The sequence below is a fragment of the Oryzihumus sp. genome (assembly GCF_036391795.1).
Classification (GTDB): Bacteria; Actinomycetota; Actinomycetes; order Actinomycetales; family Dermatophilaceae; genus Oryzihumus.
Window position 1 is genome coordinate 1 of the sequence record NZ_DASVZH010000104.1, and the last position, 14831, is coordinate 14831.

At 71.8% G+C, this 14831-nt stretch carries 11 protein-coding genes; 4 read left to right on the forward strand and 7 right to left on the reverse strand.

The genetic code is table 11. From position 1 onward, the window contains the following. Nucleotides 1–1110, forward strand: a 1110-nt coding sequence (locus tag VF825_RS06050; RefSeq protein ID WP_331111192.1) for a FumA C-terminus/TtdB family hydratase beta subunit, incomplete at its 5' end; no start/stop codon positions are given. Continuing rightward, nucleotides 1107–1754, forward strand: coding sequence for a carbonic anhydrase (locus VF825_RS06055; RefSeq protein ID WP_331111194.1), 648 nt, complete (start codon nt 1107–1109; stop codon nt 1752–1754). The genes VF825_RS06050 and VF825_RS06055, both read left to right, overlap by 4 nt. Before the next feature lie 62 nt (nt 1755–1816). Here the strand turns inward: VF825_RS06055 and VF825_RS06060 are convergent, their stop codons facing one another. Beyond that, complete coding sequence (locus VF825_RS06060; protein WP_331111196.1) at nt 1817–2239, reverse strand: Ohr family peroxiredoxin; 423 nt, start codon at nt 2237–2239, stop codon at nt 1817–1819. Nucleotides 2240–2362: 123 nt separating this feature from the next. On the opposite strand from VF825_RS06060, the gene VF825_RS06065 reads away from it, so the two are divergent. Further along, complete coding sequence (locus tag VF825_RS06065; RefSeq protein ID WP_331111198.1) at nt 2363–3196, forward strand: MOSC domain-containing protein; 834 nt, start codon at nt 2363–2365, stop codon at nt 3194–3196. A gap of 59 nt (nt 3197–3255) precedes the next feature. Here the strand turns inward: VF825_RS06065 and glmM are convergent, their stop codons facing one another. The 3 genes from glmM to rplM all read right to left on the reverse strand — a co-directional run bounded on the left by glmM (nt 3256) and on the right by rplM (nt 5766). Then, nucleotides 3256–4602 (reverse strand): phosphoglucosamine mutase, encoded by a 1347-nt coding sequence (gene glmM / locus VF825_RS06070; protein ID WP_331111200.1) that lies wholly within the window; start codon nt 4600–4602, stop codon nt 3256–3258. A gap of 168 nt (nt 4603–4770) precedes the next feature. After that, entirely contained in the window at nt 4771–5277 is a 507-nt protein-coding gene (gene rpsI / locus VF825_RS06075; RefSeq protein ID WP_141789326.1) for a 30S ribosomal protein S9, read from the reverse strand. 45 nt (nt 5278–5322) lie between these two features. After that, nucleotides 5323–5766 carry a 50S ribosomal protein L13 gene (gene rplM / locus VF825_RS06080; RefSeq protein WP_331111204.1) on the reverse strand — a complete coding sequence of 148 codons (444 nt, stop codon included), beginning with the start codon at nt 5764–5766 and terminating at the stop codon, nt 5323–5325. 244 nt (nt 5767–6010) lie between these two features. Here rplM and VF825_RS06085 point away from each other — a divergent pair, with 244 nt between their 5' ends. Next, nucleotides 6011–6580, forward strand: coding sequence for a helix-turn-helix domain-containing protein (locus VF825_RS06085; protein ID WP_331111206.1), 570 nt, complete (start codon nt 6011–6013; stop codon nt 6578–6580). Nucleotides 6581–6694: 114 nt separating this feature from the next. Here VF825_RS06085 and VF825_RS06090 read toward each other — a convergent pair whose 3' ends face one another. From VF825_RS06090 to VF825_RS06100, 3 genes are all read right to left on the reverse strand, one after another. After that, nucleotides 6695–7600, reverse strand: coding sequence for an alpha/beta hydrolase (locus tag VF825_RS06090; protein ID WP_331111208.1), 906 nt, complete (start codon nt 7598–7600; stop codon nt 6695–6697). A gap of 16 nt (nt 7601–7616) precedes the next feature. Continuing rightward, nucleotides 7617–13400: a pullulanase-type alpha-1,6-glucosidase gene (pulA, locus tag VF825_RS06095; RefSeq protein WP_331111210.1), complete on the reverse strand. Its 5784-nt coding sequence runs from the start codon at nt 13398–13400 to the stop codon at nt 7617–7619. 263 nt (nt 13401–13663) lie between these two features. Continuing rightward, nucleotides 13664–14831: ATP-binding cassette domain-containing protein (locus VF825_RS06100; RefSeq protein WP_331111212.1), on the reverse strand; the 1168-nt coding region annotated here is incomplete at its 5' end.

Below are 14831 nucleotides of genomic sequence, written 5' to 3' on the forward strand. Positions count from 1 at the left end.
GGCAGCGCCAACAAGTCCTTCCTCTACCAGGAGACCAAGGCCGTCCTGAACCCCGAGCGGATGCTGGCGTTCCTCGACGAGAAGCTCCGCTCGCTGGGCACCTCGGCGTGCCCGCCCTACCACCTGGCCATCGTCATCGGCGGCACCAGCGCCGAGTTCGCGCTCAAGACGGCCAAGTACGCCAGCGCCAAGTACCTCGACGAGCTGCCGCGCGAGGGCACCATCGCCGGGCACGGGTTCCGCGACACCGCCCTCGAGGAGCAGGTGCTCGAGCTGACCCGCAGCTTCGGCATCGGCGCCCAGTTCGGCGGCAAGTACTTCTGCCACGACGTGCGCGTCATCCGGCTGCCGCGCCACGGCGCCTCGCTGCCGATCGCGATCGCGGTGTCCTGCTCGGCCGACCGCCAGGCGCTGGGCAAGATCACCCCCGAGGGCGTGTTCATCGAGGCCCTCGAGACCGACCCGGCGCGGTTCCTGCCCGAGACGACCGACGAGCACCTCGAGGACGAGTCCGCGACCGACGTCGTGCGCATCGACCTCAACCGGCCGATGGACGAGATCCGCGCCGAGCTGACCCGCCACCCGGTCAAGACCCGGTTGTCCCTGACCGGCCCGCTCGTCGTGGCCCGCGACATCGCCCACGCCAAGATCAAGGAGCGCCTCGACGCCGGCGAGGAGATGCCGCAGTACCTCAAGGACCACGCGGTCTACTACGCCGGGCCGGCCAAGACCCCCGAGGGCTACGCCAGCGGCTCGTTCGGCCCGACCACGGCCGGGCGCATGGACTCCTACGTCGAGCAGTTCCAGGCCGCCGGTGGCTCGATGGTGATGCTGGCCAAGGGCAACCGATCGGGCCAGGTCACCAGCGCCTGCCAGAGCCACGGCGGCTTCTACCTCGGCTCGATCGGCGGGCCTGCCGCACGCCTGGCGCAGGACTGCATCAAGAGCGTGGAGGTGCTGGAGTACCCCGAGCTCGGCATGGAGGCGGTGTGGAGGATCGAGGTGGAGGACTTCCCGGCGTTCATCGTCGTGGACGACAAGGGCAACGACTTCTTCGCCTCGGTCACCAAGCCGATGGCGATGAGCATCCAGAAGCGGCCGGGCCTGTGAGCGCGCACGTGGACCGCCCCAGCACTCCGACGCAGGCCTGGGTCGAGCTGGAGCGCGGCAACGCCCGCTTCGTCTCCGGGCGTCACGAGCACCCCAACCAGGACGTCGAGCGCCGGCACAGCCTGGCCGCGGCCCAGAAGCCGTTCGCCCTGGTGTTCGGCTGCGGCGACTCGCGGGTCGCCGCCGAGATCATCTTCGACCAGGGCCTGGGCGACCTGTTCGTCGTCCGCACCGCCGGACACGTCATCGACCCCGGCGTGCTCGGGTCGATCGAGTTCGGCGTCGAGGTGCTCGAGATCCCGCTCGTGGTCATCCTCGGCCATGACAGCTGCGGCGCCGTGGGCGCGACGATGAGCGCCGTCGAGCACGGCGTCCTGCCCGGTGGCTACATCCGCGACATCGTCGAGCGGGTCACCCCCAGCGTGCTCACGGCACACCGCAAGGGCCTCACCACCCCCGACGAGATCGAGGCCGAGCACGTGCGCCAGACGATCCGGCTCCTCGTTGAACGCTCCTCGTTCGTCGGGCAGCGCGTCGGTGACGGCCGACTGGCCGTGGTGGGTGCGACCTACGCCCTCGACGAGGGGCGAGCCCAGCTCGTGGAGGCCATCGGCGACCTCGACTGGGACATCGAGCCGGAGTAGCCGGCAGGACGACGCACGGCCCGCCCGGGTGCTCCCGGGCGGGCCGTGTCCTGTGGCGTGGCTCAGGCCAGGCGCGCGGTGACGTCGATGTTGCCGCGGGTCGCCTTGGAGTAGGGGCAGAACTCGTGGGCGAGGTCGACCAGCTTGGCGGCCAGGGCGGGCTCGACCCCGGGGACATCGGCGACGAGCTCGACCGCCAGGCCGAAGCCGGTGTCGGTCTTGCCGAAGGACACGGTCGCGGTGACCGTGGAGGCACTGACGTCCACACCTTCCTTGCCGGCCATGAACGCCAGGGCGCCGGAGAAGCAGGACGCGTAGCCGGCGGCGAACAGCGTCTCCGGGTTGGCCTTCGGCTCGTTGAAGCTGCCGGGACGGGCCAGCTCGAAGTCGACCACGCCGTCCGCGCTGGTGACGCGGCCGCTGCGCCCGCCGGTGGCGGTGGCGGCAGTGGTGTAGGCGACCTCGGTGACTTCCTCGAACGGCATGCGTGACTCCCTGATCTGGGTGGGGTGGACCCCGCCAGTATGCCGACCGGTCGCCTCCCAGCCGGGGGCCGCCCTCCCTGCGGACAGCCCCGCTCCGGCACCTCGACGTGGGACGATGCGCGAATGCGCCTGAGCCAGCTGCACATCCACCCGCTCAAGAGCGGGGCGATCCTGCCGGTCGAGCAGGTCGGGGTCGAGCCCTGGGGGCTGGCGGGCGATCGCCGGTGGATGGTCGTCGATGCCGAGGGGGTGCTGCTGTCGGCCCGGGAGGAGCGCGACCTGTTCACGGTGCGCGCCAGCACGCCGGACTCCGCCGACACGCTCGTCCTCGAGGCTCCTGGCGCGCCCCGGCTCGCGGTGGGCCGCCCCGAGGCCGCGCATGCCCCGGTCCGCCTGCACCGGCACGAGCTGCTGGCCCGGCCCGCGGGTGCCGAGGCGGACGAGTGGCTGGTCCGGGTGCTCGGACGCCCGGGGGTGCGCCTGGTGTGGTGCGACGACCCGACCCGCCGCTCCCCGAACCCGGCCTACGGCCGTCCGGGTGACAGCGTCGCCCTCGCCGACGGCTACCCGGTCACGCTCGCCACCACCGCCTCGCTGCGCCAGCTCAACGACTGGATCGCCGAGGCTGCGCTCGAGCGTGGTGAACCGGCGCCCGATCCCCTTCCCGTGCAACGGTTCCGGCCCAACCTGGTCATCGACGGGGTGGACCGGGCGTTCGCCGAGGACGACTGGAAACGGGTGCGCATCGGCGAGGTGGAGCTGCGCGTGGTCAAGGACATCGACCGCTGCGTGATGACCACGATCGACCCCGACGAGCCCCAGCGCCGCGACAAGGAGCCGATCCGCACCCTGTCCCGGCACCGCAGGAGGGACGGGCTCACCTGGTTCGGCCGCCAGCTCATCCCCGACACCCTGGGCACGCTGCGGGTGGGCGACGAGCTGACCGTCCTGGACTGAGGCCAGGACGGCAGAAGGCCCGGCCCCTGAGGGAGCCGGACCTTCGTCGAGACCCTGGGTCAGAGCGCCAGGTGCTTCTCCACCACGGCGGCGAGGCGCTCGGCGGCCTCGGTCGCGCGGACCTCGTTGTCGGCCTCGACCATGACGCGGACCACCGGCTCGGTGCCGGACTTGCGCAGCAGCACCCGGCCGGCGCCGGCCAGCTCGCTCTCCACGGCCCGCACCTCGGCCTGCACGTCCTCGTGGTCGTCGACCCGGTTCTTGTCGACGCCCTTGACGTTGATCATGACCTGCGGGAGGCGGGTCATCACCGAGGCGAGGTCCTGCAGGCTGCGGCCGGTCTCGGCGACGCGGGAGGCCAGCAGCAGGCCGGTGAGCACCCCGTCGCCGGTGGTGCCGTGGTCCAGGGCGATGACGTGCCCGGACTGCTCGCCGCCGAGGGAGAGCCGGGAGGCCTTCATCTCCTCCAGCACGTAGCGGTCGCCGACGGCGGTCTGCTTGACCGTGATGCCCTCGCGCTCGAGCGCCTGGAACATGCCCAGGTTGCTCATGACCGTGGCCACGAGGGTGTCCTGGGCCAGGGTGCCGTGCTCGCGCATCGCCAGGGACAGGATCGCCATGATCTGGTCGCCGTCCACGACCTCCCCGCGGGCGTCGACCGCCAGGCAGCGGTCGGCGTCGCCGTCGTGGGCGACGCCGAGGTCGGCGCCGTGCTCGACGACTGCCTTGCGCAGGTTGTCCAGGTGGGTCGAGCCGTAGCCGTCGTTGATGTTGAGCCCGTCCGGCTCGCCGCCGATGACCACGATGTCGGCCCCGGCCCGGCGGAACGCTTCGGGGGAGACCTCGCTGGCCGCACCATGGGCCGCGTCGATGACCACGCGAAGGCCGTCGAGGCGGTGCGGCAGGGCCGAGACCAGGTGCTCGACGTAGCGCTCGGCCCCGCCCTCGAAGCTGCGCAGGCGGCCGACGCGCTCGCCGGTGGGGCGGTCCCACGGCTCGCGCATCCGCGCCTCGATGGTGTCCTCGACGTCATCCGGGAGCTTGTGCCCGCCACGGGCGAAGAACTTGATCCCGTTGTCGGGCATGGCGTTGTGCGACGCCGACAGCATCACGCCGAGGTCGGCGTCGGAGTCGGCGGTGAGGAACGCGATCGCCGGGGTCGGCAGCACGCCGGCGTCCAGCACGTCCACGCCGGCGGACAGCAGGCCGGCGGTCACGGCGGCCGCGAGGAACTCCCCGGATGCCCGTGGGTCGCGCCCGAGGACGGCGCGGGGGCGGTGCCCCTCGAACGCGCCGGCCTCGCCCAGCACGTGGGCGGCCGCGACGGACAGGTCCAGGGCGAGCTCGGCGGTGACGTCACGGTTCGCGAGCCCGCGAACGCCGTCGGTGCCAAAGAGTCGAGCCACGAGTTCAGCCTCTCGGTGGAGTCATCCCCCGCACCGGGCCACCCGCCATACGGCAGGGGCGGGCGGTGCGGGGCATCTGTGGAAACGTACCCCCAAAACCGCAGTGGCGGCTCCGAAGGCCTGCACGCATGCAGGGTCCGAAGCCGCCACTGGCGGGACTGCGATGGATCAGCGCTTGCTGTACTGAGGCGCCTTGCGGGCCTTCTTCAGACCAGCCTTCTTGCGCTCCGGGACGCGGGCGTCGCGGGTCAGGAAGCCGGCCTTCTTCAGCGTCGGGCGGTTCGCCTCGGCGTCGACCTCGTTCAGCGAACGGGCCACACCCAGGCGCACGGCGCCGGCCTGGCCGGAGGGGCCACCACCGTGGACGCGCACGAGCACGTCGTAGGAGCCGTCGAGCTCGAGCACCTTCAGGGGCTCGTTGACGATCTGCTGGTGGACCTTGTTCGGGAAGTACTCGTCCAGCGTGCGGCCGTTGATCTTCCACTCGCCGGTGCCGGGGACGATGCGCACGCGGGCGATGGCCTGCTTGCGACGACCGGTGCCGGCACCCGGGGCGGTGACGACCGGGCGGCGCGCCTCGGCCGCGGCCGGGGCCTCGGACTCGCTGGTGTAGTTGGAAAGCTCCTGCTCGTCGCCCGCGATGTCAGCGGTGTCGACGGGGGTGGTGTCAGCCACGATTCTCCTCGTTCGTTTTCTGCACAGGTCAGGCGGGAGCCGGACTTACTGCGCGACCTGTGAGATCTCGAAGGGCACCGGCTTCTGGGCCTGGTGCGGGTGGGTGCTGCCGGCGTAGACCTTCAGCTTGGACAGCTGCTGGCGGCCGAGGGAGTTCCTGGGGATCATGCCGCGGATGGCCTTCTCCACAGCCTTCTCGGGGCTCTTGGCGAGCAGCTCCTGGTAGGTCGTGGCCTTGAGGCCGCCCGGGAAGCCGGAGTGGCGGTACGCCTTCTTCTTCTCCAGCTTGGCGCCGGTGAGGGCGACCTTGTCGGCGTTGATGATGATGACGAAGTCACCGGTGTCGACGTGCGGGGCGAAGGTCGGCTTGTGCTTGCCCCGCAGGAGGATCGCGGTCTGGCTCGCGAGGCGGCCAAGGACGACGTCAGTCGCGTCGATGACGTGCCAGGCGCGGGTGACCTCGCTGGCCTTGGGGGTGTACGTACGCACGGTTATGCCTTCGTTCTCTCGTGATGACTCAACGACGTGGAGTGCGCTCCGCCCGGCGGGCCGGGGGCCTGCGACCCACGGGCCGCCAGTTGCACAACGAGAGACGAGTTTACCGACGCCGCGAAGAGGGCTCCAAATCCTCGTCCTCACCCCGGGCCTGAGCACGAATCCGCCGGTCAGCGGGCTCCTGGAGGGATCCCGACGTCGTTTGTGCAAACAGTTTGTGCACAACTATTGTGCATCCATGACCGCCTCCTCCGCCCCCTTCCACGTCGACGGACCGGGCCTGCGGGTGCTCGCCCACCCGGTCCGCGCGCGGGTCATGGCCGAGCTGCGCGGCGCCGGCCCCGCCACGGCGACCGCCCTGGCGGCCCGGCTGCGCACCAACACCGGTGCGACGAGCTACCACCTGCGCAAGCTGGCCGAGGTCGGCCTCGTGGTCGACACCGGCGAGGGCACGGGACGGCGGCGCCTGTGGGCGGCCAGTCCCGGCGGCAGCCCCCGCCCCGAGCCCGCCGACGACGGCGACGACGACGCCGCCCTCGACTGGCTGGCCCGCGACTACGTCCAGCACTTCGCGGAGAAGGCCCAGGACTGGCTGGACACCCGCGGGGAGTGGCCCGGGGACTGGCAGGAGCAGGTCGGGCTGGAGGACCACCTCGTGCTCGTCACCCCGGCCCAGCTCGCGGCCCTGCGCGGCGAGCTGCAGGACCTGCTCGAGCGCTACCGCCGCGTCGGCGCCGGCAACCCGCAGGCCAAGCGGGTCAGCGTCTACACCTGTCCCCTGCCGGTCGACCCGCCCCGCCGCGCCTGAGGCCCCTTTGCTCACCCCAGGCCGGTTTGCTCACCCCGGGCCGCTCGACGGGCCCGAGCCGCGCCCCGAAAGCGGCCTCGGCTGAGCAAAGGCACCTGGGCTGAGCACAGTCGCTCAGGCGGGGGTCGGTGCGCCGGCCTGGGCCCGCCGGATCGGCAACATGGTGGGGACGGGCTCCTTGAGCAGGAAGTCGAGCAGGATCCTGTCGAACAGCTCCGGCTTGTCCAGGTGCGCGGCGTGCGAGGCCCCCGGCAGCACCGCGAGCTCGCAGTCCGGGATCGCCTCGTACATCGCGACGACGTGCTCCAGCCGCACCAGGTCGTCGTCCCCGGCCATGACCAGGGTGTGCGCCCGCACCCGGTGCAGCTCGGTGAGCGCGATGTGCGGCTCGGTCTTCCACAGGTGGGCCACCTTGCCCCACACCGTCGGCCAGTGTTCAGCCCCGTCCGGCGACTGCGCGGCATACCGGGTCCGGAACTCCTCCAGGGCCGGGCTGTCCGGAGGCTCGGCGACGAGGTACCCCATGGCCGGGAGGTTGGCCGACACGTCCACCAGCCCGCCGTAGACCACCAGCTGGCGCACCAGGTCCGGCCGCCGCAAGGCGACGAGGAGGGCCACCACCGCGCCGTCGCTCCATCCGACGAGGTCGGCCGGGCCGCACTCGATGCTCTCCATGAAGCCGATCGTGTCCTCGGCCATCGCGTCGTACGTGATCGGCCCGGGCACGTCGGGGGTGTGCCCGTGCGCGCGCCGCTCCGGCGCCAGGACATGGAAGTGCCGGCCGAGGGCCACCGTGACCTCGCCCCACATGGTGTTGGACACCAGTCCGCCGTGCAGCAGCAGGAGCGGCTGCCCGGCGCCCACGGAGTCGTACCACGTGTGCACCCCACCGACGTCGACGTACTCGCCCATGCGTTCACGCTTCACCTGTCCGTAGACGGCCCGCAGGGCCGGAGGTCCCTGCCACAGGACGGCGAGGGCCCCGGTATGCCGTGTGGCCGGGCACACCGGGGCCCTCACCGGGACACCCCGGGCGTCAGTGCTGGACGAACACCGCCACGGTCCGGGCAGGCACCGTCAGCGTGCCGGTGCCCGCGTCCCACCGCGAGGTCTTGACCACCGGGTCCGCTCCCCCGGCCTGCACCGGGGACAGCGCGAGGTCGGCACCCGTCATACCGGGCAGCTGCTGGGCCACGGCGGACGGCGAGGCGTTGAAGACCACGACCAGGCCCTTCAGGGCCGGGTCGGCGTCGGTCCCGACCGTGTCGTCGATGCGCATCACGACCACACCGTCGTGCGCCCGGGCGGTGCCCGAGACCGGGAAGGTGACCTTGGCGCGGATCGCGTCGGCCGAGCCGAGGCGGAACAGCGGCGAGGAGAAGCGCAGGCGCAGCAGGTCCTCGGCCTGGGCCGAGGCGGTGGCCACGTCGGCCGCCGAGGGCTTGAGCGCCGGGTTGGCCAGCAGCGGCTTCATGTACGACCACTTGTTGCCGTTGTCGCCCTCGCGGGGCAGGCCGTGGCCGAAGCCGTTGTCCGCCCCCGTCCAGTCGAGGGTGTTGAACCAGTCGCCGCTGTCGTAGCTGTTGCGGTCGAAGCTCTTGCTGCGCAACAGGTCTGCACCCGCGTGCCAGAACGACGGGGTCTGGGACAGCGCGGTTGTCGCCAGCGACAGGGTGTTCATGCGCACCCGGTCGGCCATCGACGTGGCCACCGGCAGCTTGTAGGTCAGCGAGTCCCACAGCGTCTCGTTGTCGTGGGCGTCGACGTAGCTGACCACCTCGTCGGGCTGGTCGGCATAGCCGGCCGGTGAGCCGTTGTAGTCGACCTGGTCCCCGCGCACCACCTTCCCCTCGGTGTCGGTGAAGGTGAATGCCCGCAGGTTGCCGGCCAGTCCGAGCTCGACGAGGTCGGTGTCGTGCTGCAGCGACGAGGCCGCCCCGCTGTTGACGGCGGCACCGTTGGGGTCGGTCGACTCGCCGCTGCCGAAGCCCTGCTTGCGCGGGTCCTCGTCGAACGGGCCCCCGCCGCGGACCGCGTCACGCAGCCGGTCGGAGAACGTGCCGATGTGCGTGCCACCGAGCTGGCCCTGGGTGGCCTGGGTGAACAGCGCGTTGTTGGCCACCTCGCCGAAGTTCCAGCCCTCGCCGTAGAGGTAGATGGAGCGGCCGTCCACGCCGTCGTGCTGCAGTGTCAGCGCGTCGAGGGCGTGCCGCACCGCCAGCATCGTGTCGCGGCTGTGGTGCCCCATGAGGTCGAAGCGGAACCCGTCGACGTGGTAGCTGCGGGCCCACGACACGACCGCGTCCACCATGACCTTCTGCGCCATCGCGTGCTCGGTGGCGACGTCCTGGCAGCAGGTCGAGGTCTCCACGGCACCGGTGGCGTTCAGCCGCTGGTAGTAGCCGGGCACGACCTGGTCGAGCACCGAGGTCGGCGCCTCGCCGCTGGCCGGCGTGTGGTTGAACACCTGGTCCAGGACGACCCGCAGGCCGTCCCGGTGCAGGCCGCCGACCATGGTGCGGAACTGCGCGACCCGCTGCCCGCCGTCGGCTGCCGCTGCGCTGGAGGCGTAGGAACCCTCCGGTGCCATCCAGTGCCACGGGTCGTAGCCCCAGTTGAACGCGTCCTTGCCGGCGACGGCGGTGACGCACTTCTGCTGCTCCTCGCTGGCCGGTCCGTAGGAGGCCAGGTCACAGGCCGGCCTGGCCTGCTTGGCCGGGTCCTCCTCGATCGAGGCGATGTCGAACGTCGGCAGCAGGTGCACCGTGTTGAGCCCCGCGGCCGCGAGCGCCTTGAGGTGCTTGGTGCCGTTGCCGTTGTCGGCGAACGCCAGGTACGAACCCCGGTGGTCCGCGGGCACGGTGGTGTCGCCGACGGAGAAGTCCCGCACGTGCAGCTCGTAGATCGTGGAGTCCACGTCCTGCTTGAGCTTCGGCGCCGGCGCCCCCGACCACAGGGCCGGGCGGTAGGCCGGGTCGGCCAGGTCCACCGCCACCGAGCGGGTCGAGTCCAGCGTCAGCGCCACCGAGTAGGGGTCGGTGACCTGGTTGTGCTCGACCCGGCCGGTGGTGGGGGCGAACACCGCCACGTCATAGAGGTATCGCGCGCCGCGCCACTGCGGGCGGCCCGCCACCGTCCACGAGCCGTCACCCTGGCGACGCATGGCGGTCCTCGTGGCGGCGGACACCGGCGCGTCGGCGGCCGAGCCGGCCGGCCACGTCAGCAGGTCGACCGACTGGGCGGTCGGCGCCCACAGCGCGAACGACGGGTCGCGCCCGTCCCACGTGACGCCCAGGCTGCGCCGGGAGGCCGCCGCCGCGTACAGGTCGTCGAGCACCCCTGGGGTCTGCACCCCGGTGGCGTCGAGCAGCCGGCCGAGGTCGTCGTAGAGCCCGACGGCCACCTGGCCGCGCAGGATGTCCTCCGCCTGCCTGGCCACCTTCGGGTCGAGCCGCAGCGCGAGGTAGCCCTTGAGCTCGGGGTGCGCGGCGGTGACGGAGGCCGGGAGCCCCGACGCGTCATACGTCAGGTCGGCGGTGGAGCCGCCGGTGACCGCCTCGGCGTCCACGCCGAGGCCGCCGGTCGGCGACCAGTGCAGCCGCCAGTGCAGCAGCGCCGGGTCGGTGCCGGCGGGCACGCCGGTGGCCGGCCAGGCGAGCAGGTCGCGGCTGACCCAGTAGGCCTTGGCCTTCTTCAGGTCCGGGGCGGCCCCGGCCCGCGAGGTCTTGACGCTGGCCTGGTGCGTGGCCAGCACGTAGGAGAAGGTCACGACGGTGCCGTCCGAGGGCACCGAGAAGCCGATGTTGGCTCCGCCGGGCGCACCTCCGGCGCCGTAGTTCTCGTCCCAGGTCAGGTTGTGGGCCACCTTGAACTCGTAGCTGCCCGCGGGGATCTGGTCGGTCGACCACGTGTAGGTCCCGTCACCGTCGGGGTCCTGCAGCCACGGGCGCATGCAGTCCGGGCTCCAGTCGGCCGGGCATCCCAGCTTGCTCTGGAACGAGCCGGGCGCGGTGATGATCGGGCCCTGCGCGGTGCTGGTCGCGTAGTGCGTCGCGTGGTCGTAGTAGAACGTCACCGGCCCGCCGGGGGCGTGGAAGGCGATGTTGCTGCCGCCCTTGACCCCGCCGGCGCCGTAGTTCTCGTCCCAGCTCTTGTTGATCGCGGCCTTGTACTCGTAGTCCCCGGCCGGGATCGCGCTGGTCGTGCCCTTCCAGACCTGGTCCTTGGCGTCCAGCGAGAGCTGGGCCTGGGCACAGTCGGGCTGCCAGTCGCCGGGGCAGCCCATCTCGGAGTTGTCGCTGCCGGGCACGCTGACGTTGTCGGGCTGGGTGACCGGGCCGACCCCGCCCGAGCCGCCGGTGCTCCCCGCCGCCTGGGCGTCACCGACGACCCCGTAGGACGAGCTCGCCGAGATGTTGCCGCTGCTGTCCCGCGCCACCGCGCGGTACTCCAGCAGGGTGCCCTTGGCCAGGCCGCTGACGTCGTGGAAGACGCGGTAGGGCGCGTTGTCGTCGGTGCCGAGCGGGTGCCACTGGCTCGTGCCGGCCGCACGCCAGGCGAAGCTCACCTGGGCGAACGCGTTCTCCGGGATCGCGGCGCCGACCTCGGCCCGGCCGCCGACCACTCCCCCTGCCTGGGGCGAGGTGAGGTAGACGGCGGGAGCGGTGCGCCGGTGGGCCAGACCGCTGCGGGCCTTCCACACCGACACCGACAGCGGCGGGACGCTGACGCTGACCCGGTCGTCCGCACCGGAGACCAGGTCGCGCGTGGCGCCGAGCAGCGGGGCGAAGTGCATCCGGTCGCTGTAGGTGCTGAACGTCGCCGACTTCGCGGTGGTGGCGTTGTTGGCGGCCACGACGTACTCCGTGCCGGTCGCGGCGTCGACCCGGCTGAAGGCGTAGATGCCGGCACCGTCGGAGGCGTAGCGGTGGACCTGCGCGCCGTCGGCGAGCCCGGGGTTGGCGGCCCGCAACCGCTCCAGGGACTGGAGCTGGCGGTACAGCGGGGCGGACTCGTCATAACGGTCCTTGCTGCCGGACGGGCCGCCGAGCACCTCCTGCGAGGCGAAGTCGGGCACCTTCGTGGCGAACATATCCTGCCGGGCGTCCTTGTCGCCGCCGCTGCCGATGAAGCCCTGCTCGTCGCCGTAGTAGACGACCGGCTGCCCCCGGGTGAGGAACATCAGCTCGTTGGCGAGCTTCGTGCGCGCCATCAGGTCGTCGCCGGAGGAGCCAGACCCCTTGAGCATCATGGCGATCCGGCCCATGTCGTGGTTGCCCAGGAAGGTCGGCAGCTCGTAGGCGTTGGAGTCGGTGTCGGTGTAGTAGTCGTCGTTCGCGTAGAAGTCGCGCAGCCCCGTGGTCGCCTTGCCCTGGGCGAAGGCGAGCGCGTTGGACTGGAAGCCGAAGTCCAGGGTGGCGGGCAGCTTGCCGGCCGTGGTGAACCGGCTCATGACCTTGGGGTCGGCGTCGTAGACCTCGCCGAACTGGAAGAACTTGTCGTTGCCGTCAGCCTTGGCGCGGGCCTGGATCGCCGGCACGAACTGCTGCCAGAACTCCATGTTGACGTGCTTGACGGTGTCGATCCGGAAGCCGTCGACGCCGAAGTCGACCCACTGCTTGTAGATGTCGGTCATGCCGCCCACGACCTTGGGCTGCTCGGTCCACAGGTCGTCCAGCCCGACGAAGTCGCCGTACTCCGCGGACTCGCCGGCAAAGGTCGAGTCACCGCGGTTGTGGTAGACCGTGGGGTCGTTCAACCAGGCGGGCACCTTGACGGTCTTGTCCGCCTCGGTGCGGAAGACCGGCACGTAGGGGAAGGACGTCGCCGGGTCCAGCGCCGGGAAGGTGCTGCCGCCGGCGTACGCCTTGTCGTCGAAGGCCTTCCCGCTGGCGTCGGTGTAGGGGCGCTGGGCCTTCGAGATGTAGCCGTGCTGGCCGCCCTGGTAGTCGATGACGTCGGCGGTGTGGTTGGTGATGATGTCGAAGAAGACCTTCATCCCCTTGGCGTGCGCGGCGGCGATGAGGCGCTTCATGTCCCCGTTGCTGCCCAGGTGCGGGTCGATCTTCGTGAAGTCGGTGATCCAGTAGCCGTGGTAGCCGGCGCTGGCGTCGGCCCCGCTGCCCTGCACCGGGCGGTTCTTGAACGCCGGCGTCAGCCAGATCGAGGTGGTGCCCAGGGACTTGATGTAGTCCAGCTTCTGGGTCAGGCCGACCAGGTCACCGCCGTGGTAGAAGCCCTTGTCCGTCGGGTCGAAGCCGGTCTCCATCCGGGTGCCGGTCAGCCCGCCGGTGTCGTTGCCGGGGTCGCCGTTGGCGAACCGGTCGGCCATGACGAAGTAGAACCGCTCGCGGGTCAGCGGCCCTCGCAGGCTCGTGCCGGCGAGCGCGGTGTCCGCCGCGGTCGCCGGACCGGGCAGGTCGGTCGGGGTCACGCCGATCCGGTGCGTCTGGTCGTCGTAGGACACGTGCAGGGTGGCCGGCCCCTGCAGCACCAGCGGGATGTTGGCCCCGCCCTTGGCGCCGTCGGCGCCGTAGCTCTCGTCCCAGCTGTGGTTGATGGCCACCTTGAGCTCGTAGCTGCCCGCCGGCACCCGGAAGTCCCTGCCGTATGCCGTGCCGTCACCGTCGCGGGTCAGGTCGGTGGCCGTGCAGTCCGGCTGCCAGTCGCCGGAGCAGCCGAGCTCGGACTGCAGCGAGCCGACCAGCGTGGCGGTGCGGTCGGCCGCCGCCGCGGTGCGCGCCAGCCCCGGCACGAGGCCGACGGTGGCGAGCGTGGATGCTGCGACGGCAGCGACGACGGTGGACCAGCGACCGGCCACGGGCACTCCTGGACGTCAGCGAGCGCCCCCTGAGGCCGCCCGTCGGTGAGTCGCGGCCCCCACCCCGGCGGGCCGCCCCGCGAACGTTAGGCCCCAGCCCAGCCGCGACACCAGAGGTGAAGTGCAAAGTTTCTGCAAGTTCTTGCAGCAGCGGGCCGACTCCTCACGGCATTGGCGACCGAACGCACCAATTCCGTCGTCTCACCCGCTCTCGGGCGGTGATTCGACGGAATTGGTGCGTTCGGTGGGCTGTCGACGCGGTCTCAGCGGGCCCGGCGGACCCGGCCCTCGTCCCAGACCGGCTCGTTCGCCTCGTAGACCCCGCCGTCCTCGCCGAAGACGAGGAACCGGTCGAAGCCCCGGGCGAACCACCGGTCGTGGGTGACCGCGAGCACCGTGCCGTCGAAGGCCGCCAGGCCCTCCTCCAGCGCCTCAGCCGAGTGCAGGTCGAGGTTGTCCGTGGGCTCGTCCAGCAGCAGCATCGTCGCCCCGCTCAGCTCCAGCAGCAGGATCTGGAACCGCGCCTGCTGCCCGCCCGAGAGCGAGGCGAAGGTCTGCTCCGAGGAGCGGGCCAGGCCGTAGCGGTCCAGGGCCCGCGCCGCCTCGTCGCGGGGCTTGCCGGCCCGGTGCTCGTCACCCCGGTGCAGGATCTCCAGCAGCGTGCGGGTCATCAGCTCCGGGTGCTCGTGCGTCTGGGCGAACCAGCCGGGGCGGACCCGGGAGCCCAGGCGCGCGATACCGGTGTGCTCGACCGCGGCGGGGACGACGTCCCCGACCGGGCGGTGCTCGACGTCGGGGTCGCTGCCGCCGCGGGCGAGCAGCCGGAGGAAGTGGGACTTGCCCGACCCGTTGCTGCCCAGGACCGCGACCCGCTCGCCGTACCAGACCTCGAGGTCGAACGGCGCCATGAGGCCGGTCAGCTCCAGCCCCTCGATGATCACCGCGCGCTTGGCCGTGCGGCCTCCGGTCAGGCGCATCCGCACGTTCTGCTCGCCCGCGACCGCCTCGGGCGGGCCGGCCTCCTCGAACTTGGCCAGACGCGTCTTGGCGGCCTGGTAGCGGCTGGCCAGGCCGTCGTTGTAGGCGGCCTTGGTCTTGTACATGAGCACCAGCGCCTTGAGCTTGGCGTGCTCCTCGTCCCAGCGGCGGCGCAGCTCCTCGAGCCTGGCGTTCCGGTCGATGCGCGCCTGCTGGTAGGTCGCGAAGCCGGCCGGGTGCACCCACAGCGTGCTGCCGGCCGCGCCGGGCTCGAGCGTGGCCACGCGGGTCGCGACGCGGTCGAGCAGCTCCCGGTCGTGGCTGACGAACAGGACGGTCTTGGGCGAGCCGATGAGCTGCTCCTCCAGCCACCGCTTGGTCGGCACGTCGAGGTAGTTGTCCGGCTCGTCCAGGAGCAGGACCTCCTCGGGTCCGCGCAGCAACGCCTCGAGG

Bases quoted from the DNA above. Each gene is read 5' to 3' on its own strand.
- VF825_RS06060 (WP_331111196.1), bottom strand. From the start codon at position 2,239: ATGCCGTTCGAGGAAGTCACCGAGGTCGCCTACACCACTGCCGCCACC.
- VF825_RS06065 (WP_331111198.1), top strand. From the start codon at position 2,363: ATGCGCCTGAGCCAGCTGCACATCCACCCGCTCAAGAGCGGGGCGATC.
- VF825_RS06085 (WP_331111206.1), top strand. From the start codon at position 6,011: ATGACCGCCTCCTCCGCCCCCTTCCACGTCGACGGACCGGGCCTGCGG.